Source organism: Streptomyces sp. NPDC004610, assembly GCF_040609715.1.
Classification (GTDB): domain Bacteria; phylum Actinomycetota; class Actinomycetes; order Streptomycetales; family Streptomycetaceae; genus Streptomyces.
In genome coordinates, this window is sequence record NZ_JBEXLA010000004.1 from 272,617 (window position 1) to 298,858 (window position 26,242).

28 protein-coding genes are annotated in these 26,242 nt (G+C 72.6%); 15 read left to right on the forward strand and 13 right to left on the reverse strand.

The annotated features are described in order from the left end of the window. Positions 1 to 181: 181 nt before the first annotated feature. Together ABZX40_RS06600 and ABZX40_RS06605 are read right to left on the reverse strand one after the other, a co-directional pair. Positions 182 to 1,096, reverse strand: coding sequence for a transglutaminase-like domain-containing protein (locus ABZX40_RS06600; protein ID WP_355748198.1), 915 nt, complete (start codon positions 1,094 to 1,096; stop codon positions 182 to 184). A 5-nt stretch (positions 1,097 to 1,101) separates the two neighbouring features. Then, the gene (locus tag ABZX40_RS06605) at positions 1,102 to 2,115 is read right to left on the reverse strand and encodes a GNAT family N-acetyltransferase (RefSeq protein WP_355748201.1); all 1,014 of its coding nucleotides are present in this window, start codon (positions 2,113 to 2,115) and stop codon (positions 1,102 to 1,104) included. A 141-nt stretch (positions 2,116 to 2,256) separates the two neighbouring features. On the opposite strand from ABZX40_RS06605, the gene fdxA reads away from it, so the two are divergent. Continuing rightward, complete coding sequence (fdxA, locus tag ABZX40_RS06610; protein ID WP_003985062.1) at positions 2,257 to 2,577, forward strand: ferredoxin; 321 nt, start codon at positions 2,257 to 2,259, stop codon at positions 2,575 to 2,577. A gap of 90 nt (positions 2,578 to 2,667) precedes the next feature. Continuing rightward, on the forward strand, positions 2,668 to 3,762 hold the full coding sequence (locus ABZX40_RS06615; RefSeq protein ID WP_355748204.1) for a bifunctional succinyldiaminopimelate transaminase/glutamate-prephenate aminotransferase: 1,095 nt from the start codon (positions 2,668 to 2,670) through the stop codon (positions 3,760 to 3,762). 122 nt (positions 3,763 to 3,884) lie between these two features. Here ABZX40_RS06615 and ABZX40_RS06620 read toward each other — a convergent pair whose 3' ends face one another. Together ABZX40_RS06620 and ABZX40_RS06625 are read right to left on the reverse strand one after the other, a co-directional pair. Next, the gene (locus ABZX40_RS06620; protein ID WP_355748207.1) at positions 3,885 to 4,316 is read right to left on the reverse strand and encodes an ATP-binding protein; all 432 of its coding nucleotides are present in this window, start codon (positions 4,314 to 4,316) and stop codon (positions 3,885 to 3,887) included. A 404-nt stretch (positions 4,317 to 4,720) separates the two neighbouring features. Further along, entirely contained in the window at positions 4,721 to 5,689 is a 969-nt protein-coding gene (locus ABZX40_RS06625) for a heavy metal transporter (RefSeq protein WP_355748210.1), read from the reverse strand. Between the two features lie 127 nt (positions 5,690 to 5,816). On the opposite strand from ABZX40_RS06625, the gene dapE reads away from it, so the two are divergent. After that, complete coding sequence (gene dapE / locus ABZX40_RS06630) at positions 5,817 to 6,929, forward strand: succinyl-diaminopimelate desuccinylase (RefSeq protein WP_355748213.1); 1,113 nt, start codon at positions 5,817 to 5,819, stop codon at positions 6,927 to 6,929. Between the two features lie 177 nt (positions 6,930 to 7,106). Beyond that, positions 7,107 to 7,865, forward strand: coding sequence for a TIGR00730 family Rossman fold protein (locus tag ABZX40_RS06635; protein ID WP_355748216.1), 759 nt, complete (start codon positions 7,107 to 7,109; stop codon positions 7,863 to 7,865). A gap of 195 nt (positions 7,866 to 8,060) precedes the next feature. Here the strand turns inward: ABZX40_RS06635 and folP are convergent, their stop codons facing one another. Continuing rightward, positions 8,061 to 8,921: a dihydropteroate synthase gene (gene folP, locus ABZX40_RS06640; RefSeq protein WP_355748219.1), complete on the reverse strand. Its 861-nt coding sequence runs from the start codon at positions 8,919 to 8,921 to the stop codon at positions 8,061 to 8,063. 200 nt (positions 8,922 to 9,121) lie between these two features. Here folP and ABZX40_RS06645 point away from each other — a divergent pair, with 200 nt between their 5' ends. Both ABZX40_RS06645 and ABZX40_RS06650 read left to right on the forward strand, forming a co-directional pair. Continuing rightward, positions 9,122 to 9,478 carry a DivIVA domain-containing protein gene (locus ABZX40_RS06645; RefSeq protein WP_355748249.1) on the forward strand — a complete coding sequence of 119 codons (357 nt, stop codon included), beginning with the start codon at positions 9,122 to 9,124 and terminating at the stop codon, positions 9,476 to 9,478. Further along, a complete protein-coding gene (locus tag ABZX40_RS06650) occupies positions 9,475 to 10,062 on the forward strand; it encodes a DNA-3-methyladenine glycosylase I (protein ID WP_355748222.1) in 588 nt (195 codons plus the stop codon). Before ABZX40_RS06645 ends, ABZX40_RS06650 begins: the two co-directional genes overlap by 4 nt. Positions 10,063 to 10,080: 18 nt before the next feature. Here ABZX40_RS06650 and ABZX40_RS06655 read toward each other — a convergent pair whose 3' ends face one another. Further along, the gene (locus tag ABZX40_RS06655) at positions 10,081 to 10,884 is read right to left on the reverse strand and encodes an enoyl-CoA hydratase-related protein (RefSeq protein WP_355748225.1); all 804 of its coding nucleotides are present in this window, start codon (positions 10,882 to 10,884) and stop codon (positions 10,081 to 10,083) included. A gap of 376 nt (positions 10,885 to 11,260) precedes the next feature. Here ABZX40_RS06655 and ABZX40_RS06660 point away from each other — a divergent pair, with 376 nt between their 5' ends. Beyond that, on the forward strand, positions 11,261 to 11,428 hold the full coding sequence (locus tag ABZX40_RS06660) for a DUF3117 domain-containing protein (RefSeq protein WP_003966491.1): 168 nt from the start codon (positions 11,261 to 11,263) through the stop codon (positions 11,426 to 11,428). 149 nt (positions 11,429 to 11,577) lie between these two features. On the opposite strand, the gene ABZX40_RS06665 is transcribed toward ABZX40_RS06660, so the two are convergent. Continuing rightward, positions 11,578 to 12,276: an O-methyltransferase gene (locus ABZX40_RS06665; protein ID WP_355748252.1), complete on the reverse strand. Its 699-nt coding sequence runs from the start codon at positions 12,274 to 12,276 to the stop codon at positions 11,578 to 11,580. Positions 12,277 to 12,510: 234 nt separating this feature from the next. On the opposite strand from ABZX40_RS06665, the gene sigE reads away from it, so the two are divergent. After that, positions 12,511 to 13,212, forward strand: coding sequence for an RNA polymerase sigma factor SigE (sigE, locus tag ABZX40_RS06670; protein ID WP_355748255.1), 702 nt, complete (start codon positions 12,511 to 12,513; stop codon positions 13,210 to 13,212). Then, positions 13,209 to 14,192, forward strand: coding sequence for a zf-HC2 domain-containing protein (locus ABZX40_RS06675; RefSeq protein WP_355748229.1), 984 nt, complete (start codon positions 13,209 to 13,211; stop codon positions 14,190 to 14,192). Before sigE ends, ABZX40_RS06675 begins: the two co-directional genes overlap by 4 nt. A 96-nt stretch (positions 14,193 to 14,288) precedes the next feature. On the opposite strand, the gene ABZX40_RS06680 is transcribed toward ABZX40_RS06675, so the two are convergent. Further along, positions 14,289 to 14,519: a hypothetical protein gene (locus tag ABZX40_RS06680; RefSeq protein WP_355748232.1), complete on the reverse strand. Its 231-nt coding sequence runs from the start codon at positions 14,517 to 14,519 to the stop codon at positions 14,289 to 14,291. A 36-nt stretch (positions 14,520 to 14,555) separates the two neighbouring features. Here ABZX40_RS06680 and ABZX40_RS06685 point away from each other — a divergent pair, with 36 nt between their 5' ends. From ABZX40_RS06685 to ABZX40_RS06695, 3 genes are all read left to right on the forward strand, one after another. Further along, complete coding sequence (locus tag ABZX40_RS06685; protein ID WP_355748235.1) at positions 14,556 to 16,547, forward strand: trypsin-like peptidase domain-containing protein; 1,992 nt, start codon at positions 14,556 to 14,558, stop codon at positions 16,545 to 16,547. A 175-nt stretch (positions 16,548 to 16,722) separates the two neighbouring features. After that, positions 16,723 to 17,175 (forward strand): sec-independent translocase, encoded by a 453-nt coding sequence (locus ABZX40_RS06690; protein ID WP_355748237.1) that lies wholly within the window; start codon positions 16,723 to 16,725, stop codon positions 17,173 to 17,175. A 187-nt stretch (positions 17,176 to 17,362) separates the two neighbouring features. Beyond that, a complete protein-coding gene (locus ABZX40_RS06695) occupies positions 17,363 to 18,100 on the forward strand; it encodes a hypothetical protein (protein WP_355748239.1) in 738 nt (245 codons plus the stop codon). A gap of 176 nt (positions 18,101 to 18,276) precedes the next feature. Here ABZX40_RS06695 and ABZX40_RS06700 read toward each other — a convergent pair whose 3' ends face one another. The 3 genes from ABZX40_RS06700 to ABZX40_RS06710 are packed head-to-tail and all read right to left on the reverse strand — an operon-like array spanning position 18,277 to position 21,314. Continuing rightward, a complete protein-coding gene (locus ABZX40_RS06700) occupies positions 18,277 to 19,410 on the reverse strand; it encodes an Mrp/NBP35 family ATP-binding protein (RefSeq protein ID WP_355751340.1) in 1,134 nt (377 codons plus the stop codon). A 43-nt stretch (positions 19,411 to 19,453) separates the two neighbouring features. Further along, the gene (locus ABZX40_RS06705; protein ID WP_355751343.1) at positions 19,454 to 20,035 is read right to left on the reverse strand and encodes a DUF1003 domain-containing protein; all 582 of its coding nucleotides are present in this window, start codon (positions 20,033 to 20,035) and stop codon (positions 19,454 to 19,456) included. Then, on the reverse strand, positions 20,025 to 21,314 hold the full coding sequence (locus ABZX40_RS06710; RefSeq protein WP_355751346.1) for a CBS domain-containing protein: 1,290 nt from the start codon (positions 21,312 to 21,314) through the stop codon (positions 20,025 to 20,027). The genes ABZX40_RS06705 and ABZX40_RS06710 overlap by 11 nt, the downstream gene beginning before the upstream one ends. A gap of 249 nt (positions 21,315 to 21,563) precedes the next feature. Here ABZX40_RS06710 and ABZX40_RS06715 point away from each other — a divergent pair, with 249 nt between their 5' ends. After that, positions 21,564 to 22,307: a hypothetical protein gene (locus tag ABZX40_RS06715; protein ID WP_355751348.1), complete on the forward strand. Its 744-nt coding sequence runs from the start codon at positions 21,564 to 21,566 to the stop codon at positions 22,305 to 22,307. A 98-nt stretch (positions 22,308 to 22,405) separates the two neighbouring features. Here ABZX40_RS06715 and ABZX40_RS06720 read toward each other — a convergent pair whose 3' ends face one another. After that, on the reverse strand, positions 22,406 to 22,975 hold the full coding sequence (locus ABZX40_RS06720) for a hypothetical protein (RefSeq protein ID WP_355751351.1): 570 nt from the start codon (positions 22,973 to 22,975) through the stop codon (positions 22,406 to 22,408). Positions 22,976 to 23,011: 36 nt separating this feature from the next. Then, positions 23,012 to 24,133: a magnesium and cobalt transport protein CorA gene (locus ABZX40_RS06725; RefSeq protein WP_355751354.1), complete on the reverse strand. Its 1,122-nt coding sequence runs from the start codon at positions 24,131 to 24,133 to the stop codon at positions 23,012 to 23,014. Between the two features lie 577 nt (positions 24,134 to 24,710). On the opposite strand from ABZX40_RS06725, the gene ABZX40_RS06730 reads away from it, so the two are divergent. Both ABZX40_RS06730 and ABZX40_RS06735 read left to right on the forward strand, forming a co-directional pair. Then, a complete protein-coding gene (locus tag ABZX40_RS06730; protein ID WP_355751357.1) occupies positions 24,711 to 25,310 on the forward strand; it encodes a suppressor of fused domain protein in 600 nt (199 codons plus the stop codon). A gap of 149 nt (positions 25,311 to 25,459) precedes the next feature. Beyond that, positions 25,460 to 26,101 carry a DUF6758 family protein gene (locus tag ABZX40_RS06735; RefSeq protein WP_355751359.1) on the forward strand — a complete coding sequence of 214 codons (642 nt, stop codon included), beginning with the start codon at positions 25,460 to 25,462 and terminating at the stop codon, positions 26,099 to 26,101. Positions 26,102 to 26,242 lie beyond the last annotated feature (141 nt).

Here is a 26,242-nt window from a genome sequence, read left to right on the forward strand (position 1 = left end):
CCCACACATGGGGGGTGCCCCCCAGGGCTTTTGCTGTCAGGGGCGCGGGGAACTGCGCAAAAACCGACCACAACCCGCACCCGACCGGGCAGGGACGACCATCTCAGGGGCGCGGGGAACTGCGCGAAAAGCGACCACACACCCGCACCCGCCCCCAACCCTCTGCCCCCCACCCCCCGCCCTAATTCAACCGCGCCCGAGCCGCCCGAGCCTCCCCCCGAACAACCTCCGCAGCCCCCGCATCCACCCCCTCCACCACCTCCGCATACCCCTCCAACTCCACCGCCCCACCCACAAAATCCCCCCGCTCCACCAGCAACCGCCCCCGCTCATACCGCAACCGCGCCGCATGCGAGGGCAACAACAACCCCAACTCCACCGCCCACAACGCCACCTCCACCCGCTCGGGCCGCCCCCGCGCCCACACCCCCACGTTGTTCAACACCCTCCGCACCACCTGCACCACCCCGGCCGGCGCCAGCACCCCCGGCCCCAGCCCACCCCCCACCGCCCCCGCACCCACTCCCGTCGCCCCCACATCCGTCGCCCCCGCCACCAACCGCTCCACCTCCCCCTCCGACAACACCCGCCCCCCATCGAACGGATCCACCAGCACCGGCCGCCGCCCCACCGGACCGAGCCCGACCACGAAATGCCCCGGCAGCGCCACCCCGTGCACCGGCGCCCCCGCCCGCCGGGCGACCTCCACCCACACCACCGACAACAGGATCGGCAGCCCCCGCCGCCGCTCCAGCACCCGGTGCAGCAGGGACGCCTCCAGCCGCCCGTACTCCGCCGGGGAACCGTGGAACCCCAGCCGCGCCCCGAGCACCTCCCGCAGGGCAGCCGCCCACGCCCCCGGCCCACCGGGACGGAACGGCAGCATCCCCGCCAGCTCGTCCAGCGCGAGCTGCCCCGCGTCGATCCCGGCGTCGTCCAGCGCCGCGTCCGCCTGCGCCCCGATCAGCAGGCACAGCGTGGCCAGATCGGGCGACTCGGCCCGCGCCTCCTCGGCGAACCGCCGCCGCACCTCGGCGACCCGCTCCGGCGACGGCGACCGCGGCCCCGGCGAGGGCCCGAAAGCCGATGACGGCACGCCCCTCACCCCCCGTCCGTCACACGGTCGGCCACGAACCGGAGATGGTGATAGGCGTGATGCGCGGCGAACCCCAGCCGCCCGTACAGCGCCCGCGCCCCCGCGTTGTCCGTCTCGACCTGGAGCCAGGCCGCCGACGCGCCCTCCTCCAGCGCCCGCCGGGCGAGCGCGGCCATGACCTCGGTCGCCAGCCCCCGCCGCCGCAGCCCCGGATCGACCTCCACCGCCGCGAACCCGGCCCACCGCCCGTCCACCACACACCGCCCGATCGCGCCGGGCACCCCGCCCGCACCGGGAACGCTCGCGAACCACACCGAGGCCCCGCTCCCCAGCACCCGCAGCGCGACCTCGCTCACCCCCCGCCGCTGATACCGCGCCAGCCACCCGGCATCCACCCCCCGCGAGAGCACAACCCCCGCACCCTCCGCCCGATCCGCGACCGGCGCCAGCGCCCCGGTCCACAGCTCGGCACTGACCTCCCGCACCCACCCCCGCGCCGCCAGCTCCGCGCCCAGCAGCTCCTCCGTGCCCTCGGCACCGGTCGCGGTCTGCACATAGGCGGGCAGCCCCCGCTCCCCGTACCAGTCCCGGACCGCCATCAGCGCCTCGTCCAGCGGCAGCCCCGGATCGCCCAGCGGCAGCACCGAATTGGCCCGGCGGGTGAACCCGGCGGCGGCCCGCAGCTCCCACTCCCCGAGCCGCTCGCTCTCCACCGGCCGCCAGGCCCGCGCGGCGACCCGCGCGAGTTCCTCGTACGAGGCCGAGGGGCCCCGGCGGCGGGCCGGAGCGGTCGGCACCACTTTGCCCGCGACCAGGGCGGATTCCGGAACCCGGACGGTTTCCCCGTCCCGGCGGGTGATCGCCAGCACACCGTTGTCCCAGGATGTGAGAACACCCACCGTGTCGGTGAATTCACCCCCGGTGTCCCGCGGATCGAGACGCTGCCGCACCGACACCCGTTTGCCCACGTCAGCAGCGGTGATTCGGACGACGAGACGTCCGGTCGCCGAGATTTCCACAGGTCAATCCACCCCTCCTGTTCGGATCATGCCCAAGAACGGAGATACTAGGTGCGGGCATCGACGACGCCGCGCTCTCGCGCGCCAGACCGGCGGAGCCCAGGTGGCCCGCCAGCGCCCGTATCGAGGAGGAACGACAGCGTGACCTACGTCATCGCGCAGCCTTGTGTCGACGTCAAGGACAAGGCGTGCATCGAGGAGTGCCCGGTCGACTGCATCTACGAGGGCTCCCGGTCCTTGTACATCCACCCGGACGAATGCGTCGACTGCGGCGCCTGTGAGCCGGTCTGCCCGGTCGAGGCGATCTTCTACGAGGACGACACTCCGGAGGAGTGGAAGGACTACTACAAGGCGAACGTCGAGTTCTTCGACGAGCTGGGCTCGCCCGGCGGTGCCAGCAAGCTCGGCCTGATCGAGCGGGACCACCCCTTCATCGCCGCGCTGCCGCCGCAGAACGGCTGAGCGCGCCCGCGACCCACTCGCGCCGCCCCGTTCCCCCAGGGACCGGGGCGTTCGCCGTACCAGCGCGCAACCGAAAGTGAGCACGAACCCGTGTCCGCAGTCACCGACCGGCTTCCGGTCTTCCCCTGGGACAAGCTGACCCCCTTCAAGCAGACCGCCGCGGCCCACCCGGACGGCATCGTCGACCTCTCGGTCGGCACGCCGGTCGACCCGGTCCCCGAGGTGATCCAGAAGGCGCTGGTCGAGGCGGCCGACTCGCCGGGCTATCCGACGGTCTGGGGCACGCCCGAACTGCGTGACGCGATCACCGGCTGGCTCACCCGCCGCCTCGGCGCGCGGGCCGTCACCCACCGCCATGTCCTGCCGGTCGTCGGCTCCAAGGAGCTGGTCGCCTGGCTCCCCACCCAGCTGGGCCTGGGCCCGGGGGACCGGGTCGCCGTCCCCCGCCTCGCCTACCCCACCTACGAGGTGGGCGCCCGCCTGGCCCGCGCGGACCACGAGGTCTACGACGACCCGACCACCCTCGACCCGGAGGGCCTGAGGCTGCTCTGGCTGAACTCCCCGTCCAACCCGACGGGCCGGGTCCTGCCCAAGGAGGAGCTGACCCGGATCGTCGCCTGGGCCCGCTCCCACGGCATCCTGGTCTTCTCCGACGAGTGCTATCTCGAACTGGGCTGGGAGGCCGACCCCGTCTCGGTCCTCCACCCGGACGTGAACGGCGGCTCGTACGAGGGCATCGTGGCCGTCCACTCCCTCTCCAAGCGCTCCAACCTCGCCGGTTACCGCGCGGCCTTCCTGGCCGGTGACCCGGCGGTCCTGGGCCCGCTGCTGGAGATCCGCAAGCACGGCGGCATGATGACCCCGGCCCCGACCCAGGCGGCAGCGGCGGCGGCCCTGCACGACGACGACCATGTCCGCGTCCAGCGTGAGCGCTACGCCACCCGCCGCGCGGCGCTCCGCACGGCCCTGGAGTCCCACGGCTTCCGCATCGAACACAGCGAGGCCAGCCTCTACCTGTGGGCCACCCGCGACGAACCCTGCTGGACCACGGTCGCCCACCTGGCCGACCTGGGCATCCTGGTGGCCCCCGGCGACTTCTACGGCGAAGCGGGCGACCACTTCATCCGCGTGGCCCTGACAGCCACGGACGAACGCATCGCCGCAGCGGTGAACCGCCTCAGGTAGGACGCTTTTCTGGGGGCGCGAGGAACTGCGCGACCGCCCCCCCCACCTACCCCCACCCGATCACCAAAGAAGAAGGGGCCCGGGGTTCAACCCCGGGCCCCTTCTCACTCCGTACGGCAACCTCAGCCCAGCGGAAGCCCCTGCACCGGCAGCCCGCCCTTGGTCAGCCCCTCCGTCGGCAGCCCACCCTTCGTCGCCGACTTCGCGGTCTCACCCACGACATCCCCCGCGGCCCCGGCGACATCCCCCGCCGCCTTCTGCGCGGCCGGCGTCGCCTTCTTCGCCGCCGCACCCGTGGTCTTGCCCGCGGCCGGAACCGCCGTCTTCACCGCGTTGCCGCCGGTCTCACCGGCCAGCCCGGTGGTGGTGCGCGCGGCGCTGTCCACGGTGCTGCCCGTGCTCGCGGCGTCCAGCGCGGTCAGCCCACCGAGGTTCGGGGTGGCCGGCAGTTCGGGCGCGGCGCTGGCGGAGCCGGCCGCACCGACCCCGGCAGCCGCTCCCGCAGCGACGAGCAGCGCGGCACGGGCGATCCGGCGGGTCAGGGGGAGGGACATGATGCTCCTTCGACGGAAGAAAAAGTACGGCAGAGACTGATGATCCGAACCGGACAGTGAAGTGAACTGTCCTGCCGGGCCCGGGAGTTGACCGTGTGGCCAAGAACCACGTGGCCGAGGCGACTCGGCGGTGGACCGTCCGGGCTCGGACGCAGTGACTACCGCTCGACCCCCCATCGAGGTTGCGGAGCGCCAACGTAAAGAGTTGGTAATGCGTCGCATTATCGGTTGCGGATAAAAGTGGGCAAAGGGTGCCCGTGGGGAAGGGTCGGAGAAGCGCTGCTGAATCCTTACGCCCCTGTGTTCCCAAGGGAATTGCCGATCGGCCGGGTGGTCGCGCGAAGAACCCGCACCCCCGGGCGCCGCGAGCCCCGCGGGCTACTCCCCGCGAGGGAACGTTCGCACTAGCGCACGGTGATGATCCGCACCGCGTCCGCGGTGCCGCTGTCCGTCGTCCGCCAGGGCTTCTCGGAGGACCCGGCGGTCCACTCCCGCCCGGCGTACGAGACGCTCTCGATGCCCAGGTCGGCGGCGTTGGCGACGGCCCAGTGCGCGATCCGCCAGCCCTGCTCCCCGACCGGACCCCCGTCGGTGCCGTCGGCGCTCACCGGTACCGTCACCGTCCGCCCCACCGCCTGAGCCGTGACCCCGCTCGGGCCCGGCGCGGGGGCGCCCCGCGTGCCCACCTCGGCGCCGGTCTGCTCCAGTTGCCCGAAGTCCCGCACCAGGGCGGAGCGCACCGCGTCGGGCCCGGCGGCCCGGGTCTGCCCGGGGGCCGGTGACTGGCTGGCGTCGGGGCGGCCACCGCAGGTCAGGGTGGCCGCGGCCCGGCCGGTGAAGGCGTCGGCGAGAAGCTGCGCGTCCGGCTCGTGCTTGGCGTACGCGGTGGGGAAGCCGCTGCGCTGGACGCGCTGGGCGGCGACGGTGAGCGGCAGTTCGGTGTAGCCGTCCACCGTCTCCAGATGGTCGTAGAACGCGTTGGCCGCGTAGATCGGGTCCATGATCTCGCGCTCGCCGCCCCAGCCCTGCGAGGGCCGCTGCTGGAAGAGGCCGAGCGAATCACGGTCGCCGTGGTCGAGGTTGCGCAGCGCCGACTCCTGCATCGCGGTCGCCAGCGCGATGGTGACGGCCCGTTCGGGCAGCCCGCGCGCGGTGCCGACGGCGGAGATGGCCGCCGCGTTCACCGCCTGCTCCGGGGTGAAGTCGTAGGTCCCGCCCCGTCCGTCGCCCGCGACCACCTTGCAGTGCGAACCGGAGGCGCCGGTGACGTACTGCACGACCAGATAGCCCGCGATGGCGAGCATGACCACCAGGGCCGCGCCGAGACGCAGGAGACGGCCGTGACGCTTGGGGGAGGGGGACGGCTCTGACACGCGTCCACGGTACTGGAGCCTTCCGGCGGGTCTCGGAGGGGTGACGAAAACATGTACGGAAGGGCGACGGGAGAGCGGGGCCGGGAGGGGGCGGGGCGGTGGCCCGACCGGCGATAGTGTCGTCACCATGCCCGACACGCCCGACATCGCCCCCGACGCCCCGCAGGCCGCCGCCCTGGACCTCGGTCTGGACGCCGCCCTGCTGACCGCGCGGCTGGTCGACTTCCCGTCCGTCAGCGGCTCCGAGAAGCCGCTCGCCGACGCGATCGAGCAGGCCCTGCGCGCCCTGCCGCACCTCACCGTCGACCGCCTCGGCAACAATGTCGTCGCCCGGACGGACCTGGGGCACGCCGAGCGGGTGGTGCTCGCCGGGCACATCGACACCGTCCCCATCGCCGACAACGTCCCCTCCCGCCTGGACGACGAGGGCGTGCTGTGGGGCTGCGGCACCTGCGACATGAAGTCCGGCGTGGCCGTCCAGCTCCGCATCGCGGCCACCGTCCCGGCCCCCAACCGCGATCTGACCTTCATCTTCTACGACAATGAAGAGGTCGCCGCCGAGCGCAACGGACTGCGCCATCTCGCCGCCGCCTACCCGGAGTGGCTGGCCGCCGATTTCGCGGTGCTCCTCGAACCCTCCGACGGCCAGGTCGAGGGCGGCTGCCAGGGCACCCTGCGGGTACTGCTCACCACCAAGGGGGAGCGCGCGCACTCGGCGCGCTCCTGGATGGGCTCCAACGCGATCCACGCCGCCGCCCCGATCCTCGCCCGCCTCGCCGCCTACGAGCCCCGCTACCCGGTGATCGACGGCCTGGAGTACCGCGAGGGCCTGAACGCGGTCGGGATCACGGGCGGGGTGGCGGGCAATGTCATCCCCGACGAGTGCGTGGTCACGGTCAATTTCCGCTACGCCCCGGACCGTACGGAGGACGAGGCGGTCGCCCATGTCCATGAGGTCTTCGCGGACTGCGGGGTGACGGACTTCCAGGTCGTGGACCACAGTGGCGCGGCGATGCCGGGGCTGTCCCATCCGGCCGCGGCGGCGTTCATCGAGGCGGTCGGCGGCACCCCGCAGCCCAAGTACGGCTGGACGGACGTCTCCCGGTTCAGCGCGCTGGGCGTCCCGGCGGTGAACTACGGCCCCGGCAATCCGCACTTGGCGCACAAGCGGGACGAAAGGGTGGAAACCGCGAAGATCCTGGCGGCGGAGGAGCGGCTGAGGTCCTGGCTCGCCCCCTGACCGTCGGTTACCCGCCGACCGCCGGGGAGGCCGTGGGCCGCCCGCTCCGGCCCGGACACGCCGACGTCCCCCGCGCGTAACCGGCGTAGATCTACGCTGAGGTGGAAAGACGTCCCTTCCCGGACCCGCGGCCCCGGCCGCGCCGACCGGGGCGGGACCCGATCGGAGGGAGCGCATATGGCCACCGGCAACCCTGAGGACAAGAAGCAGCCGCCTCGGGAGCAGCGTCTCGGACCGGTCCTGCGGCGGCGCGGCCAGGTGACGGCCAGCACGACGGACCAGCGGCTGCTGGACGCGGGCGGCCCCTCCGACTGGGTCCACACCGACCCCTGGCGGGTGCTGCGCATCCAGTCGGAGTTCATCGAGGGCTTCGGCACCCTCGCCGAACTCCCGCCCGCGATCAGCGTCTTCGGCTCCGCCCGCACCCGGCCCGACTCCCCGGAGTACGAGGCGGGCGTCCGCCTCGGCACCGGTCTGGTCGAGGCCGGGTGGGCGGTCATCACCGGGGGCGGACCCGGCGCCATGGAGGCCGCCAACAAGGGCGCCCTGGAGGCGGGCGGTGTCTCGGTCGGCCTGGGCATCGAACTGCCCTTCGAGCAAGGGCTGAACCCCTATGTCGACATCGGCCTCAACTTCCGCTACTTCTTCGTCCGGAAGATGATGTTCGTCAAGTACGCCCAGGGGTTCGTGGTCCTGCCCGGCGGCCTCGGCACCCTCGATGAACTCTTCGAGGCCCTCACCCTGGTCCAGACCCAGAAGGTCACCCGCTTCCCGATCGTCCTGTTCGGCACGGAGTACTGGGGCGGCCTGATCGACTGGCTCCGCAACACCCTCATCGCCCAGGGCAAGGCGGCGGAGAAGGATCTCCTGCTGTTCCATGTCACGGACGATGTGGAGGAGGCGGTCGCGCTGGTGTCGAAGGAGGCGGGGCGGTAGGGCGGCCCGTTCAGCCCGTCCCACCAGCCCGTCCGGCGTTTGAGGACGAGGCCCTTTCGGGGCCGACCCGGGGGTCCGGGGGCGGAGCCCCCGGTGAGGGGACGGGGAGGGGACGGGTAGGGGCGGCGGGGGCGAGAAACACCCCCCGCCGCCGCCCCCACCGGCGCTCACTCACCCGCCCGCCCCCTCACCCCCCTACGCCAACCCCCGCCGAGCCACCGCAGGTGCCCGGTGCCCCGCGATCGCCCCCACCATCTCCAGCACCTCCCGCGTCTCCGCCACCTCGTGCACCCGGTACACCCGCGCCCCCAGCCACGCCGACACCGCCGTCGTCGCCAGCGTCCCGAGCACCCGCTCCTTCACCGGCCGGTCCAGCGTCTCCCCGACGAAGTCCTTGTTGGACAGCGACACCAGCACCGGCCACCCCGTCTCCACCAGCTCCCCGAGCCGCCGGGTGGCCTCCAGGCTGTGCCGGGTGTTCTTCCCGAAGTCGTGCCCCGGGTCGATCAGCACCGACTCGCGCGGCACCCCGAGCGCCACCGCCCGCTCCGCCAGCCCCACGGTCACCCGCAGGATGTCGGCGACGACATCGTCGTACGCCACCCGGTGCGGCCGGGTCCGGGGCTCGGCGCCCCCGGCGTGGGTGCACACCAGTCCGGCCCCGTACCGCGCGGCGACCTCCGCCAGCCCGGGGTCGACCCCGCCCCAGGCGTCGTTCAGGACATCCGCGCCGGCCTCGCAGACCGCGGCGCCGACCTCCGCCCGCCAGGTGTCCACGCTGATCACCACGTCCGGGTGGCGCCGCCGCACCTCCGCCACGAAGCCGACCGTGCGCCGCGCCTCCTCCTCGGCCGTGACCTCCTCGCCCGGCCCGGCCTTCACCCCGCCGATGTCGATGATGGCGGCCCCCTCGGCGACGGCCCGCTCCACGCGCGCGAGGGCCGCCTCGTCCTGGAAGGTCGCCCCCTGGTCGTAGAAGGAGTCCGGGGTCCGGTTCACGATCGCCATGATCACCGGCTCGTGCGCGGCGAACTCCCGTCCGCCCAGCCTCAGCATCTGCTGCGCCCCTCCTCGTGCCGACTCGCACCGACCGGCTGCCGAGTGCGTTCATCCTGGTCCGCGGCCCTTTCCGGCCGTCTGTGACCCTAACTGTCAGACTCGCATGGCACGATCGGAGCAGACACCCCAGATGTCATCCCGAATGACATCGCGGATGACATCCCAGATCGACCACACCCAGCGTGGGGGCTCACCCGATGGTCATGTTCCTCTTCCTCGTCGTCGCGCTCGCCGTCGTGGTCGCCGCGGTCACCCTGCTGGTGGTCGGCGGCGGCGACGGCGGCGGTCCGCTGCCCGAGGCGCCGCCCGAGCGGCTGCACGACCCGCTGCCCCCGGACCGCCCCCTGGGCCGCGGCGATGTCGACGCCCTGCGCTTCCCGCTGGCCGTCCGCGGCTACCGGATGGCGGAGGTGGACGACGCCCTGAACCGGCTCGGCGCCGAGCTGGCCGAGCGGGACGCCCGGATCGCCGACCTGGAGTCCGCCCTCGCGGGCGCCCGCCCCGGCGGAGCCGAGGTCGACCTGGCCAAGCACGGCGACGGGGACCACCAGTGAGCGACGGAGCCGCCGTCCCGGGGGAGGACGGCGCGCTGCGCTGCCCCTGGGCGCTGTCCACCCCGGACTACGTGGCCTACCACGACGAGGAGTGGGGCCGCCCGGTCCACGGCGACGAGGCGCTGTTCGAGCGGCTCAGCCTGGAGGCGTTCCAGTCCGGTCTGTCCTGGATCACCATCCTGCGCCGCCGCCCCGGCTTCCGGGCCGCCTTCGCGGACTTCCGGATCGCCGAGGTCGCCGCCTTCACCGACGCCGACCGCGAACGGCTCCTCGCCGACCCCGGCATCATCCGCAACCGCGCCAAGGTCGACGCGACGATGGCCAACGCGCGCGTGCTCACCGGCTGGGCGCCGGGTGACCTGGACGCCCTGATCTGGTCCCACGCCCCCGACCCGGCCACCCGCCCGGTCCCCAGAACCGTCGGGGAGGTCCCGGCGGTCACCCCCGAGTCGACGGCCCTGTCCAAGGCCCTGAAGAAGCAGGGCCTGCGCTTCGTCGGCCCCACGACCGCGTACGCGCTGATGCAGGCGTGCGGCCTGGTGGACGACCATCTGGAGGGCTGCCTCGCCCGGGGCGCGGGCTAGGGGCGCCTCCTACGGGTCTCAGCGGCCCAGGTACTTCGGCTTCTCCTTGTTGACGAACGCCTGGACCGCGATGGCGTGGTCCTCGGAGGCGCCCGCCCGGGTCTGGAGTTCGTCCTCCTTCTCCAGCGTCTGAGTGAAGGAGTGGGAGTAGCCGTAGGCGAGGGACTCCTTGAGCGCCGCGTAGGCCACGGTCGGGCCCTCGGCCAGCGCGCGGGCCACCTTCTCCGCCTCGGCGCGCAGCTCGGCGGCGGGCACCACCCGGTTGGCGATCCCCAGCTCGGACGCCTCCTGTGCCTTGATCCCGCGCGGGAACAGCAGCAGATCGGCGGCCCGGCCGGGGCCGACCACCTTGGGCAGGGTCCAGGAGATCCCGGAGTCGGCGGTCAGGGCGACACCCGCGAACGAGGTGTTGAAGGAGGCGGTGTCGGCGACGACCCGGTAGTCCGCGGCGAGGGCGAAGCCGAAACCGGCGCCCGCGGCGACCCCGTTCACCCCGGCGACCACCGGCTTGGCCATCCCGGCGAGTGTCCGCACGATCGGGTTGTAGTGCTCCCGGACCGTGGTCATGGTCTGTCCGCCGCCCGACTCCCGGTCCGCCGCCAGCAGCCCGATGTGCTCCTTGAGATCCTGGCCCACACAGAACGCCCGCTCCCCGGCCGCCGTCAGCAGCACCGCCCGCACCGCGTCGTCGTCCGCCGCCGACCGGACCGCCTCGCGGAGGGCGACCTTGGCGGCGAGGTTCAGCGCGTTCATCGCCTCGGGGCGGTTCAGCGTGATCGTCGCGAGTCCGGCGCTCACCTCGTAGAGCACGGTGTCGGCCATGGCGGGTCCCCTCCGTCGTCTGGCGTCCGGCGGCGTACCGAACGGTAGGTCGTGTCCTCAGGACAGCATGGCGGAGATCATGGTCGTTGCACCGGAACGGACGTGTGACCTGCGTCAAAGAATTCAGGTCGGTTTCCGGTGGCCGGAAGTCAGTGCGGGAGCGCGGTATCGCGTTCCGATCGCCGAATTGAGTGGTTTTGCTCGCGCGCGTTGCCCAAGCGATGCCGACTGATGTTGGTCATCGGGTCGCGCGATGCGGGATAATGGCCGGGAAGCAATGTGTTCGATGCCGGTGTCGCGTGTCCGCAGGGCCGCGCGTGCCCCCCAAGGGGTCGTCGGTTTTGACGATGAGCTGGTTTCAGGAAGGGGAACAAGCATGGCGGCCATGAAGCCGCGGACGGGCGACGGCCCGCTCGAGGTGACCAAGGAGGGGCGGGGCATCGTCATGCGCGTTCCGCTCGAAGGCGGCGGTCGGCTTGTCGTCGAGCTGACCCCGGACGAGGCCGACGCGCTCGGCGACGCCCTCAAGAAGGTCGTGGGCTGACCGCGATCCCACTGCGGTCCGGTCGCGCGCGACCACACACCCCTTCAGCCGCCCCGCACCTCACCGGTGCCGGGGCGGTTGCTCGTTCCCCGGCCGCGTCGGACGGCTGATCGCCCCGAACGACTGTTCTGCTCGAACGACTGTCCGGCTCAGCGCTTGACCGCGCACAGCAGGCCGTCGCCCATCGGCAGCAGGGACGTCACCAGCTCCGGGCTCTCCCGCACCGACCGCAGCAGCTCCCGCAGCCGCAGCACCTCGGTCGGCTGGGGCCCCGAATCGACCGTACGGCCATTGGCGAAGACGCCCTCGAAGACCACCAGGCCGCCGGGGCGCAGCAGCCGCAACGATTCGGCGAGGTAGTCGAGGACCTCCAGCCGGTCACCGTCGCAGAACACGAGGTCGTAGCCGGCGTCCGCGAGCCGGGGCAGCACGTCCAGAGCCCGGCCCGGGATGAAACGGGCGCGGTTCCCGGCGAAACCGGAGGCGCGGAACGCCTGCCGGGCGAACTGCTGGTGCTCCGGCTCGGGGTCGACGGTGGTCAGCACCCCGTCGGCACGCATGCCGTGCAGCAGATGGATCCCGGAGACCCCGGTACCGGTACCGACCTCCGCGACGGCCTTGGCGTCCACGGAGGCGGCCAGCAGCCGCAGCGCGGCACCCGTGCCGGGCGACACCGAGCGCAGCCCTGCCTCACGGGCCCGGTCCCGGGCCCAGTGCAGCGCTTCGTCCTCGGCGACATAGGCGTCGGCGAACGCCCAGCTCGTCTGCCGGTTGCCGGTAATGACCCTCTCCTGTCCCCGTTGGTCCTTCGGCGTGACTGTATCCGTTGGCGCCGGGAACCCGCAGATGGGACCGGGCGTTTAGAAGGGTGAGCACGGACACGGGGGACACGGTTGGATCACGACGACGAGCGGTGCGAAGTCCAAGTCCTGACGCAGCCGCATGAGCCGTATCAGCACAGATCAAACTCTTGTAAAACCGCTTATGAGGAGCTAACGGGCGAGGTGGTTATGGTAGGGGCTCCACTGGACACCACCAGAGCCGACAGGGGAGGTGCGGCCGGACCTGTGGATCGGGGAGGAGTGCTCCGGCGCTTTCTCGGGTCGGCGGGCAGGCCGAAATCCGTGAACAACACCGCTGCTGACCACCGTCACGCCGCTGACCGGACCACGACCGCGACCTTTTCCACCGACGCGGACGGGCAGGCGTGGACTCCGCCCACCTGGGAGGAGATCGTCAGCACGCACAGCGGTCGCGTCTACCGCCTCGCCTACCGCCTCACGGGCAACCAGCACGACGCCGAGGATCTCACCCAGGAGGTCTTCGTCCGGGTCTTCCGATCCCTGTCGACCTATACGCCGGGCACCTTCGAGGGCTGGCTGCACCGCATCACCACCAACCTCTTCCTCGACATGGTCCGCCGCAAGCAGCGCATCCGCTTCGACGCCCTCGGTGAGGACGCGGCGGAGCGGCTGCCCAGCCGCGAGCCCAACCCGCAGCAGGTCTTCAACGACGCCCACTTCGACGCGGACGTCCAGCAGGCCCTCGACACCCTCGCCCCCGAGTTCCGCGCCGCGGTCGTCCTGTGCGACATCGAAGGACTGTCGTACGAGGAGATCGCCGCGACCCTCGGGGTCAAGCTGGGCACGGTCCGCTCGCGGATCCACCGTGGCCGCTCGCAGCTGCGCAAGGCCCTCGCGCACCGCTCGCCCGAGGCGCGCGCCGAGCGCCGCGCCTTCGTGCCCCGTGTTCCCGCTCTGGGGGGAGGGGGCGCGCCCGCGTGAGTGGTTCACGGCCGAAATCTGCCGAGGAGCGCCTGGCAGAACAGCATCTGGGAGACCGACTCGCCGCCCTGGTGGACGGCGAGCTCGGTCATGACACGCGTGAGCGGGTCCTGGCGCATGTGGCGACCTGCGTCCGCTGCAAGGCGGAGGTCGACGCCCAGCGCCGACTGAAGAACGTCTTCGCCGAGGCCGCCCCGCCCCCGCCCTCCGCCAGCTTCCTGGCCCGCCTCCAGGGCCTGCCGGGCGGTGGTGACGACGACGGCGACGGCCCGCTCGACGACAGAGGCTTCCTCGACGGCCTCTCGGACCGACCGCCCGCCGGGACGTTCGACACCGAGCGCGGTGAGCGCTTCGACTTCGCCTATGTGGCCGCCCGCCGGTCCACCGCCCTGCTCCCGGCGGTCGCCGCGGCTGCCGGGCAGCGCGGCTTCCGCATCCATGAGGTGCGGCGGCACGACAGCGACCGCAGCGCCGCCTCGCGCAGCCGCCGGTTCGCCTTCGCCGCCGCCGGAGCGGTGTCGCTGGCCGCCATCGCGCTGGGCGGGGTCACCACCGGTATGCCGGGCGACACCACCGGCAACGACGCCCGCGGCGGCAACGGCAGCAATGTGACACCGATGCGCTCCCCGGGCACCGGTGCCACCACCACCCCCGAGTCCCAGCGCCGCCGCGGTGCCGGGCCGCTGCTCGCCCAGGGCCAGCAGTCGCTCGACACCTCCGTGGCCGCCAGCGAGGTGTCCGCCCCGCTGCTGCCCGGTCTGCCGACCGGCCGCCCGGCCCCGGCGCACCCGCTGACCACCGCCGTGGAAGCCGGTGCCGCCGCCATGTCCCCGCTGATACGTCCCTTCACCGCGACCCCGCCGCTCACGCTCACTGCGTGGTCGGAGGTGCCCGAGATCACCGCCCCCGGGCTGCTCGCCGGTTCCGTCCCCGGCGCCTCGGCCCCACCGCCGGTGGGCCCCTCCACCCCGCCCCGCTGACCCGGAGCGGCGCTCGTCTCGCGGGCGAACCTGGTTGAATTCCGGGGTGGACCGTGCCTTCGGCAGGCAGCCGGGCGCGGAGTCGACGTACCGCGGTCACCGCCTGCGCGGTCGGCCGCGGCCAGCTGTGGGGAGAGCATGGACGAGGGGAAGTCCGCACAGGGCCCGACGGGGCACGGTGAGCCGGTCGGGCCGACGGGTGCCGCTGCTGCAGCCGCTGAGGGCGGGCGCGCTGCCGAGGGTGCCGCTGAAGGTGCTCGCGCCGCCGGTGCCGTCGAGGGTCCCCCTGAGGGTGCCGCCGCCCATGCCGACTTCGAGCTGAGGCATCCCGGGGAGAGCGAAGGCGCGGGCGAAGGAGACTTCGTGCTGGAGCGTCCCGTGGGGCAGGCGGCGGTTGCCGGGGAGCCCTGGGGTGCGGCGGCGGACGACACCGGGGGCTCCGCGGGTGTGCGGGACGCCGGATCGGGTTCCGCCGGGCGTTCCGTGGGTGTGCCGGAGGCCGGATCGGGCTCGGCCGGGGGCTCCGCGGGTGTGCGGGACGCCGGATCGGGTTCCGCCGGGCGCTCCGCGGGTGTGCGGGAGGCCGGATCGGGCTCGGCCGGGGGCTCCGCGGGTGTGCGGGACGCCGGATCGGGTTCCGCCGGGCGCTCTGCCGGTGTGCGGGATGCCGGATCGGGCTCCGTCGGGCGTTCCGCGGGTGTGCCGGAGGCCGGATCGGGTTCCGCCGGGCGTTCCGCAGGTGTGCCGGACGCCGGATCAAGCTCCACCAGGCTGCCGGAAGGCGCGTCGGCGTCCCCTGCTCACCCCGAGGTCCCCGAGGTCCCCGAAGTCGCCGAGGTCCCCGATGCCCTGCCCAGCGCTTCCGTGCCGCATGGCTCCGGTGAGCCGGGTGCGCCGCTGCACGCGCCCGACCGGTACAGCACCCCGCCCTACGGGGAGCCCGGCCCCTGGGCCCTCGCGCCGCCCGTGCAGCATCCGACGGCCACTCCGGCGCAGGGCACAGCGGTTGCGCCGGCCCTGCCGCAGCAGCAGACCGGGAGCGCCGGTGTGCCCGGCCCGCCCACTCCCGGCGCCGCTCACGGCGCATCGCCGGTCGCGGAACACCCCAGCCCCCACCCCACCGCCCACTTCGCGCCCCCCAGCGGCCCCGCCGACCCCTGGGGCCGCTACGACCCCTGGGCGGCGCCCCGCCCTTCGGGGCCCTTGCAGCAGGCCGGGGCCGCGGTGCCCGGCGAGGGACAGCGGCGCAGACGGGCGCGCGGGGTGCTGATCGCCGGGGCCGTGGCGCTGGCGCTGGTCTCCGGGGGCATCGGCGGGGCCGTGGGGACATATCTGGAGCGCGGCGGCGGGGTCGGTGAGGTGGTGCTGCCGCAGGCCGGCAAGGAGTCGGCCGAGCGGGCGCCGGACACGGTGGCCGGGATCGCGGCCCGCGCGCTGCCCAGCGTGGTGACCCTGCATGTGTCCGGCGGCGAGGAGGCCGGGACCGGTACGGGCTTCGTGCTGGACGGCAGCGGTCACATCCTCACCAACAACCATGTCGTCGAGCCCGCCGGGGACGATGGCGAGATCACCGTCACCTTCAACAGCGGGGACACCGCGCAGGCCGAGGTGATCGGCAGCGACGGCGGCTACGACCTCGCGGTGGTGAAGGTGACCGCGGTCAAGGGACTCCAGCCCGCGCCGCTCGGCAACTCGGAGAATGTCCAGGTCGGCGACCCGGTGGTGGCCATCGGCGCCCCCTTCGACCTGTCCGGCACGGTCACCTCCGGGATCATCAGCGCCACCGAGCGCCCCATCACCGCCGGTGGCGAGGCCGACGGCACGGACATCTCCTATGTGGACGCCCTCCAGACGGACGCCCCGATCAACCCCGGGAACTCCGGCGGGCCGCTGCTGGACTCCCGGGGCCGGGTGATCGGCATCAACTCCGCGATCCGCTCCGCGGGCAGCGGCTCCGAGCTGGACGGCGGCCAGGCGGGCTCGATAGGGCTCGGCTTCGCCATACCGATCAACCAGGGCAAACGCGTCGCCGAGGAGCTGATCAACACCGGCCGGGCAACCCACCCGGTGATCGGCGTGACCCTCGACATGAACTACTCCGGCGACGGCGCCCGGGTCGGCACCGAGACCAGCGACGGCGGCTCCCCGGTCACCGAGGGCGGCCCCGGTGACCAGGCCGGGATCGAGCCCGGCGATGTGATCACCGAGATCGACGGCCAGCGCGTCCACTCCGGCGAGGAGCTGATCGTCAAGACCCGCTCGCACCGCCCCGGCGACCGGCTGGAGCTGAAGCTGCTGCGGGACGGCGAGGAGCGGACGCTCTCACTGGTCCTCGGCTCCTCCGACGGGAGCTGACCGGGCGTCCCCATGGTGAATTCCGTACGAAGGTCCCCTGAGCCCCGGGCGTCCCGTCGGGCGCGCATCGGGAAAAAGCGGTCGCATACACATACTCGGTCGTCACAGGGCAGTACCGGTCGGACAGTATCGGCGGGTACCGTGGTTCCGGCCCGGACATGGCAAGGAGCTTCAGGTGTTCAATGACATAGGACCGCTTGAGCTGGTCACGCTCATCGTCCTCGCCGTGCTCGTCTTCGGTCCGGACAAGCTCCCCAAGCTGATCCAGGATGTGACCCGAACGATCCGGAAGATCCGGGACTTCTCGGAGAGCGCCAAGGACGACATCCGGCAAGAACTCGGGCCGGAGTTCAAGGACTTCGACTTCGAGGATCTCAACCCCAAGACGTTTCTCCGCAAGCAGATGGAGAACGATGACCTGGGGCTGAAGGAGATCCGCAACGGCTTCGACCTGAAGAAGGAGATGGCCGAGGTCACGGACGTGGTGCACGGCCGCGAGTCGGAGTCGTCCACCTCGTCGTCGTCCGCTGCCGCCGGCTCGTCCGACTCCGGTGGCCGGATCGACATGACCAAGAAGCCCGAGGCCGCCCGCGACGACCGCCCGCCGTTCGACGCCGACGCCACCTGAGCGTTCCCCCGGCGTAGCCGCGGCCCGGCGCGGTCGGCGTCGGCCCGTCCGTCGGATGTGACGCTTGTCATACCCGCACCCCTCGCCGTACGCCCGTCCGCGCGGTCGGAACGCGCCGTCCGGGCGACCCTTGCGCCCGGCGCTTTCCCTGCTGCCCGCAGAGGTGTGGATATGCTGCCGAGTTGTTGTGCGGACCGGACGAGTACGCCCGAAGGGGGGCGGGCCGCGCCGGTCCGACGAGAGCGAGGAGGCGTCCGGGCACATGGAGACGACGAGTCAAGCCGTCGCGCAGGCGCCGGCCGCGGAGGACGGCACACCGCTTCCCTCCGCGCGCCGCACGATCGACGGATATCTGCGGGCACCCTTCCCCTGGTACGGCCTGGACGAGGCGTTCACCGGGCCGCGCTGGCTGACACAGGTGGGGACGGCCGCCGACGGGGCCGTGGAGCACGGTTCCATCGGGCACGGTGACGAGCCCTCGGTACGGGGCGGCGAAGCGGCGGCGGAGGAGCGGGACCGGTTCGCGGTGGTCGTGACCGTCGCCGCGAACCCGTCCCGGCGCAGCGCGGACGGTACGGGGCTGCTGGAGGCCACGTCCGTGTCCTCGGCGGCCTGGCTGGCCGGGGTCGGGCTGCTGACCTGCACCTGGCCGGGGCAGATGGACCACACCCTGCGGGACGACTGGCTGGAGCAGCAGACCGACACCGCGTGGGTCCTCGCGGACGATCTGGAGGGGGTGGAGTGGTCGACGTTGTCCCTGCCGGTGGATGGGGTGCCGCGGGCGTTTCACTACCGGGAGTCCGAGTTCGGGTGGGTGCTCGCCGGATCCACGGGGGAGGGGGTTCATCTGGGGGCGTATGGGCGGGGGATGAGTGCGTATGGGTTGGGGTTCGCGGTGATTAAGGACATCGCCGAGTACGGGTGATGGGTGGGGGTGTGGGGGGCAGGTACGGGGGCGGGTGCGGGTTGGGGTCGCTCTTCGCGCAGTTCCCCGCGCCCCTAAAAACCCTCCCCGCGCCCCTAAAAAACCCTCCCCGTGCCCCTAAGAGACCCTCTCCCGCGCCCCCAAAAGCCCTGTCCCGCGCCCCTGATAGCCGTTTCCTAGAACTTGTTCCTCGGGGTGATTCCCAAGGACAGGCCCGACAGGCCGCGCTGGCGGCCACCCAGTTTGCCGGCGATGGCGCGCAGGGCGGCGCCCGCGGGGGAGTCGGGGTCGGAGAGGACGACCGGCTTGCCCTCGTCGCCGCCCTCGCGCAGGCGGACGTCGATCGGGATGGCGCCCAGGACCGGGACCGTGGCGCCGGTGGTGCGGGTGAGGCCCTCGGCGACCGCCTGGCCGCCGCCCGTGCCGAAGATGTCGACCATCTCGCCGCAGTGCGGACACGGCAGACCGGACATGTTCTCGACCACGCCGACGATCTTCTGATGGGTCTGTACGGCGATGGAACCCGCGCGCTCGGCGACCTCCGCCGCCGCCTGCTGCGGGGTCGTCACCACCAGGATCTCGGCGTTCGGGACGAGCTGGGCGACCGAGATGGCGATATCACCCGTGCCGGGGGGAAGGTCCAGCAGGAGCACGTCCAGATCGCCCCAGTAGACGTCCGCGAGGAACTGCTGGAGCGCCCGGTGCAGCATCGGGCCGCGCCAGACGACCGGTGCGTTGCCCGGGGTGAACATGCCGATGGAGATCACCTTCACACCGTGCGCCGACGGCGGCATGATCATGTTCTCGACCTGGGTCGGACGGCCGTCCGCGCCCAGCATGCGGGGCACGCTGTGACCGTAGATGTCGGCGTCCACGACCCCGACCTTCAGTCCGTCGGCCGCCATCGCCGCCGCCAGGTTGACGGTGACCGAGGACTTGCCGACGCCGCCCTTGCCGGAGGCGACCGCGTAGACCCGGGTCAGGGAGCCGGGCTTGGCGAACGGGACCTCGCGCTCGGTCTGGCCGCCGCGCAGCGCGGTCGCCAGCTCCTTGCGCTGCTCGTCGCTCATCACGTCCAGCGTGACATCGACGCGGGTGACGCCCTCGACCGCCGCGACCGCGTCCGTCACGCGCTGCGTGATGGTGTCCCGCATGGGGCAACCGGAGACCGTCAGGTACACGGCGACCGCGACCGCTCCGTCCGCACCGATCTCAACCGATTTGACCATCCCGAGTTCGGTGATGGGACGGTTGATCTCGGGGTCGTTCACCGTCGCCAGCGCTTCGCGCACCGCGTCTTCCGTAGCCATAGGGTCGATGGTACGGCGCCGTACCGGGCCGCCGGGATGCCCGTCACCGGTCGTCTGCGTCACGTGCCCCGGTCCGGTCCGCCCCGATCGTCCGCTCGCCGTCGCCCTCCAGTTCCCGGACCATGTCCTGGAGCTCGGAGCGGATCCAGTCCCGGGTGGCGACCTCGCCCAGGCCGATGCGCAGGGCGGCGATCTCCCGGGTCAGATACTCGGTGTCGGCGATCGAACGCTCGTTCTGCTTGCGGTCCTGTTCGAGATTGACCCGGTCGCGGTCGTCCTGCCGGTTCTGCGCGAGCAGGATCAGCGGGGCCGCGTAGGACGCCTGGAGGGAGAGCATCAGGGTCAGGAAGATGAACGGGTACTCGTCGAAGCGCACCACCTGGGGCGCCGCGATGTTCCACAGCACCCAGGCGATGATGACGAACGTCATCCAGACGAGGAACCGCCCGGTCCCCAGGAACCGCGCGATCCGCTCCGAGAGCCGCCCGAACGCCTCCGGGTCCCACTCCGGCAGCAGCCGGCGCCGCCGCGTCAGCGGCAGATCCAGCCGGGCGCGCGGCCGGGTGGTGGCGGTCGCCCCGGCGGGCCCGCCGCGCTCCCGCGCGCTGTCCCGTTCAGGCGCCATCGCCCACCGCCCCCTCCCCGAGATGGAACTCCGTCTCCCGCCAGTCGTCCGGCAGCATGTGGTCCAGCACGTCGTCCACCGTGACCGCCCCCAGCAGCGACCCCGCCTCGTCCACCACCGGCGCCGCGACCATGTCGTACGTGGCGAAGAACCCGGCGACGACCGGCAGCGCCGCGTCCGGGTCCAGGGTCTGGAGATCGTCGTCCAGGATCGAGCTGACCAGGGTGTACGGCGGGTCGCGCAGCAGGCGCTGGAAGTGGACCGTGCCGAGATACTTGCCGGTGGGGGTCTCGTCGGGGGCCCGGCAGACATAGATCTGGGCGGCGAGGGCCGGGGAGAGATCGGGGTTGCGGACCCGGGCGAGGGCGTCGGCGACCGTGGCGTCCGGGCGCAGCACGATCGGTTCGGTGGTCATCAGACCGCCCGCGGTCCGCTCCTCGTACGCCAGCAGCCGCCGTACGTCGGCCGCGTCGGAGGGCTGCATCAGGCTCAGCAGCCGCTCCTTCTCCTCCTCGGGGAGTTCGGAGAGCAGGTCGGCCGCGTCGTCCGGGTCCATGGCCTCCAGGACGTCCGCGGCGCGCTCCTTCTTCAGCTTGCCGAGGATCTCGATCTGGTCGTCCTCCGGCAGCTCCTCCAGGACATCGGCCAGCCGGTCGTCGTCCAGGGCGGCGGCGACCTCCGCGCGGCGCTTGGGGGAGAGATGGTGCAGCACATTGGCCAGGTCGGCGGGGCGGAGCTGCTCGAAGGTGGCGAGCAGCGTCTCGGCGCCCTGCTCCTGCTCCTCCAGGGTGAACCCGGTGACGGCGGACCACTCGACGGTCAGCGTCTCGCCCCGGGCCCGGCGGAAGCCGCCCGCGCGGCTCTTGCGGCCCTTGCGGACGAAGACCCGCTCCACCTCCCAGTCCCGGCGGGCCGGGAGCTGGCGGACCGACAGATCCAGGACGGTGACCTCCTCGCCGGTCTCGGTGAGGGTGACGCGCCGGTCCAGCAGCTCGCCGAAGACCAGCCGTTCGGTGGGCCGCTGCTCGAAGCGGCGGACGTTGAGCACCCCGGTGGTGATGACCTGGCCGGAGTCGATGCCGGTGACCCGGGTCATGGGCAGGAAGATGAGGCGGCGGGTGGAGAGTTCCACGACCAGGCCGAGCACCCGGGGCGGGCGGTGCCCGACGCGCAGCATCACCACCACGTCCCGCACCCGGCCCACCTGGTCGCCGTTGGGGTCGAAGCAGGCGATGCCGGAGAGGTGCGAGACAAAGATCCGGGGGGCGCCGGCGGCCATGACTGCGCCTCCTTCCGGGGGCCGGTACGGTCCAGGGCCGTCCGCAGCGCTGCGCCGTACTCGTGTCGAATATGCCGGATCCATGCCGAATCGCAGGGATCGACCGGAGTTCAGGCTAGCCCGTACGCCTCGGATCCGCGCAGGTGGGGGGTCCGGACGGACTGGCTCCGAGCGGTGTCCGGGCCCCCGGTACGCTGCCGTACGCCGCTGAGGACACCCGCCAGAAAGGCAGCGCCACCTGTGATCGTTATGCGCCGGGGCCGTTTCCGCCGGAACGCTCTTGTGGGTGCGGTCTGCGCCCTGGTCATGACCGGGGCGACCGCGCTGACCGGGTGCGGCGGCGAGGACCCGGACGCCGGGACGAACGGCGTCGGCAAGCTGCCCCCCGACCAGATCCAGGCCAAGACCCGCCTGGCTGCCGACGGGGCGGCGGCGGTGCGGCTGGCCGGGAGCGTGACGGCGGGCGGCAAGACCTACAAGCTGGACATGCGGCTGAAGAAGGACGGCGGGACCGGGTCGGTCACGGCCGAGGGGGCGACCTTCCAGCTGCTGCGGATCGGCGAGGAGCTGTATCTGATGGCCGACGCCGGTTTCTGGACCGGCGGCGGGGAGGGCGAGGAGTCCGACACCGCGGCGGCCGAGAAGCTCAACGGCAAGTATGTGAAGGTGCCGGAGGGCGACCCCTCCTACGAGAAGTTCACCGGCTTCACCGATAAAGCCATACTGCTGGACGGGCTGCTGACCCTGCACGGCACCCTGTCCACCGACGGCCGCCATGAGCAGGCCGGTCTGCGCACCATCCGCATCACCGGCGACAAGGGCGCCGGGGGCACCCTCGATGTCTCCCTGGAGGGCACCGCCTACCCCCTGCTCCTCTCCCGCGCGGGCGGCGCGGGCACCCTCGTCTTCTCCGACTGGGGCAAGGACTTCCCCCTGGAGGAACCGGCGGAGGACGAGACGGTGGACTACGGGAAGCAGCTGCCGGCGTCCTGACCGCGCAGGGGACCGTCAGCGGCACCGGCGGGCCCCGCCCGCAAGGGCCCCCAGCGGCATCGGCAAGCAGCTCCCGGCGTCCCGGCCGGACGGGACCGTCAGCGCTCGCGGCTCTTGCGACTCTCGCGACCCTCGCGGCGCGCGCGGCCCTTGCGGAACAGCAGCTTGGGCAGCCCCGCCGGGGCCGGTTCGCGGGTCGTCGCCGGGGACGGCAGCGGGGGCTCGGCCAGCGGGCCGTCCGGCAGCGGTGCCGTCGCGCCCGTCGGGGCCAGCCGCAGCACCCGGCACTCCCGCTCCCAGCGGGCCGGCATCGCCTCGCCGTCGGGGGCGTTCAGCCGCTTGCCCTTCAGCTGAGCCACCGCCGCCCGCCATGCCTCCGAGCCCGGCGCCGGTTCGGTGACCGCCGCAGTCCAGACGACCAGCCGCCCGCCCTTGTCCTTGCTGCGGACCGTCACCTCGGCCGTGCCCCCGTCGGACAGCCCCGGCAGCGGCTGCTCACCGGGCCCGTCGCCGACGACGTACACCGCGCCCTCGTGCCAGATGTGCCACAGCGCGCGGGCCGCCGCTCCCTGGCCCCGGACCCAGACCAGGCCCGACTTCTTGGTGGCCTCCTCGATCAGGGCCCGGTCGAGCAGCTCGCGCTCGGACGGCTCGCGCTCAGATGTCATGCGCGCAGCCTATCCAGCAGCCCATCCGGCGCGGCCCTACAGCCAGCCGTTGCGCTTGAGGGTGCGGTGGATGCCGAAGCAGATCAGCGCGGTGACACCGAGCACCATCGGATACCCGTACTGCCAGCGCAGCTCCGGCATGTGATCGAAGTTCATCCCGTACACCCCGCACACCATGGTCGGTACGGCGATGATGGCCGCCCAGGAGGTGATCTTGCGCATGTCCTCGTTCTGCGCCACCGACGCCTGCGCGAGATTGGCCTGAAGGATCGAGTTGAGCAGCTCGTCGAAGCCCATGACCTGCTCCTGCACCCGCGCCAGATGGTCGGCGACATCCCGGAAGTACTTCTGGATGTCCGGGTCGATCAGCCGCATCGGCCGCTCGCTGAGCAGCTGCATCGGCCGCAGCAGCGGCGACACCGCCCGCTTGAACTGGAGCACCTCACGCTTGAGCTGGTAGATCCGCCCCGCGTCCGTACCGCGCGGGGCGCCCTTGCGGCCCGGCGAGAAGACCTCGGTCTCCACCTCGTCGATGTCGTCCTGCACCGCGTCCGCGACCGCGATATAGCCGTCCACCACATGGTCGGCGATGGCGTGCAGCACCGCCGAGGGGCCCTTCATGAGCAGCTCGGGGTCGTCCTGGAGCCGGTGGCGCAGCCCCCGCAGCGAGCCCTGCCCGCCATGCCGCACGGTGATGAAGAAGTCCCGGCCGGTGAAGCACATCACCTCGCCGGTCTCCACGATCTCGCTGTTCGCGGTCAGCTCGTCGTGCTCCACGTAGTGGATGGTCTTGAAGACCGTGAAGAGAGAGTCGTCGTAGCGCTCCAGCTTGGGCCGCTGGTGCGCCTGCACCGCGTCCTCCACGGCCAGCGGGTGCAGCCCGAACTCATCGGCGATCCCGGCGAATTCGGCCTCGGTGGGCTCGTGCAGCCCGATCCACACGAAGCCGCCCGAGCGCCGCACCTGGCGCATGGCCTCCTGCGGGGTCAGCGACCTCGGGGTCTGGACGCGGGCGCCGTCGCGGTAGACGGCGCAGTCCACGACCGCCGAGGGGGTCGAGGGGTCGCGGGTGGTGTCGTAACCGCCGGGGTCCTTGCGCAGGGCGGCGGCGGGGCGGCCGGGCCGGACGGCGGCACGCAGATCACGGATCATCGACATGGCAGGCTCCTTCGCGACGGAGCAGCCGCTCACGCGGGACTGCGACGGGTGGAACTGCCCGGAATGAGGACGTCCGTGCTACGGGATGTTTGGCACGTCCACAAAGCGGGGAGCACCGCACCGTTGCGGTGGTGAGCTTCGCTGCTGAGTCAGTACGTACGGAAGTACGGAAGTACAGACGGATCACGCAGAACGAAACGGGTGCTTCCTGCTCTTCCGAGATGAGGAGAACGCGAGAGGCGGCAGCCGACGAGAGCTTGAGGGCTCCAGAGCGAGAAGCCCTGTGCGAGGGCGGCTACTTCAGCGGGCGGAAGAGCGGGCGGTACTGCACGGTCGACTTCGGTCCATTGCAGCCCCACCTCCTCCGGCCGGTCCCTGGTGAGGGACGATCCATTCCCCGTGGGAATCGAGTCCCGTGGGGAGAACCCCCCGAGGGGAGTCCCGGGGAATGCTCGGTGTCGGCCGGGCTGTGGGCCGACGCTTGGCGCGTGCTGCCCGACCACCGGCCAAGAGTATCAGCCGACAGAAGTGTCAAGGGGCTGCTTCGCCCGGTACTGACGAGTTCTATGCTCCCGGCATGGCTGATGTTCTTCCTCTGGTCGAGGCCCGGTTGTGCGCCGCGCTGGGCACGCCGGACGCCCGCGCGGCCATCACCTTCCTCGGCACCGACCGCGTCGAGGTGCTCCGCTTCCGGGCGGCCGGACCGGACCCCGGCCTCATCGTCCGCTACGCCACCCTGGGGATGTCCGCCCAGCCCATGGCGGACCCCACCGCGACCCTCGCCGACCCGGTCAAGGGCCCCCGCGCCGAGCTGATCATCTCCGTACGGGGCGGGCTCGCCGACACCGACAAGGTGCTCCGCCCGCTCGCCGTCCTCGCCGCGTCCCCGCAGGTCGAGGGCGTGATCGTGGCCCCCGGCGCGTCCCTGGACATCGGCGGCCCGCTGTGGCCCGGCGCCCCCTTCACCTCCGTCCTGGTCGCCGAGCCGGGCGGCCTGGTCGAGGACCTGGAACTGGACGAGCCCCTCGACCCCGTACGGTTCCTGCCGCTGCTGCCGATGACGCCGAACGAGGCCGCGTGGAAGCGGGTGCACGGGGCGGGGGCGCTCCAGGAGCGGTGGCTGACCCACGGCACGGATCTGCGCGACCCGCTGCGGGGCGCGGTCCCGCTGGACTGAGACCGGCGCGGGCCCTTCGGCGCCGTGACGGAACTCACCTGTACGGCCGTTCAGTTGGCCGGGGCGGTGCGCCCGTGGTACGGGCGGTGGCGGACCGGTCGGGTGATCGTCCTTGACGGGACGGTGCCCGGGTAGGACCGTGGGGCTCTATGAGAGGCGAACCCAGTTGCCCGAAGTGCGGTGGCCGGGTCAGGGCTCCCGGCCTCTTCGCCGACTCCTGGCAGTGCGCTGTCCACGGCCCGGTACATCCCGTGCAGCCCGTGGTGCCGCCCAGCGTGGACGCGCTCGCCGCCGTGGTGCGGCAGACGCAGGTGCCGGTCTGGATGCCGTGGCCGCTGCCCGTGGGCTGGCTGTTCACCGGTGTCGCCATCGCGGGCGACGAACGCAGCGGGGGGCGGGCCACGGCGGTGGCCTGCTCGGGGCCGGGGCCGCTCGGCGGGACGAGCGAGCTGATCCTCGTCGCCGAGGAGATCGGCGTCGGGTTCGGCGCGCGGTACGCGGGCATCGACGGGCCGGATCCGGGGCCGCACCTCAGCGTCGGGAAACCGCCGGAGACCAAGGTGCTGGCGGCCGGGCGGCCGACGCCGCTGTGGCATGTCCCGGGACCACCGGCCGACCGTGCGGTCTTCGCCGGGGAGGCGCGCGGGCTGTGGCTGTGGGCGGTGGTGTGGCCGGAGCAGGCGGGGCTGCTGATGTACGACGAACTGGTGCTGACGGATCTGCGGGACGCGGGGGCGGAGATAGAGCTGGTGCCCTGCGGAGCGTTGGCGCGGCGCTTGCTTGAGCCGTAGGCGTTGTCGCCGGGGCGGTTGAAGGGTGCGGGGGCGTTGGGGGCGCCTGAGGGGTGGGGTGGGTCTGTGGGGAGGCGGGTGCGGGTGCGGTGGGGGCCGTTCGCGCAGTTCCCCGCGCCCCTGAAAGCAGGGGGTCCGCGG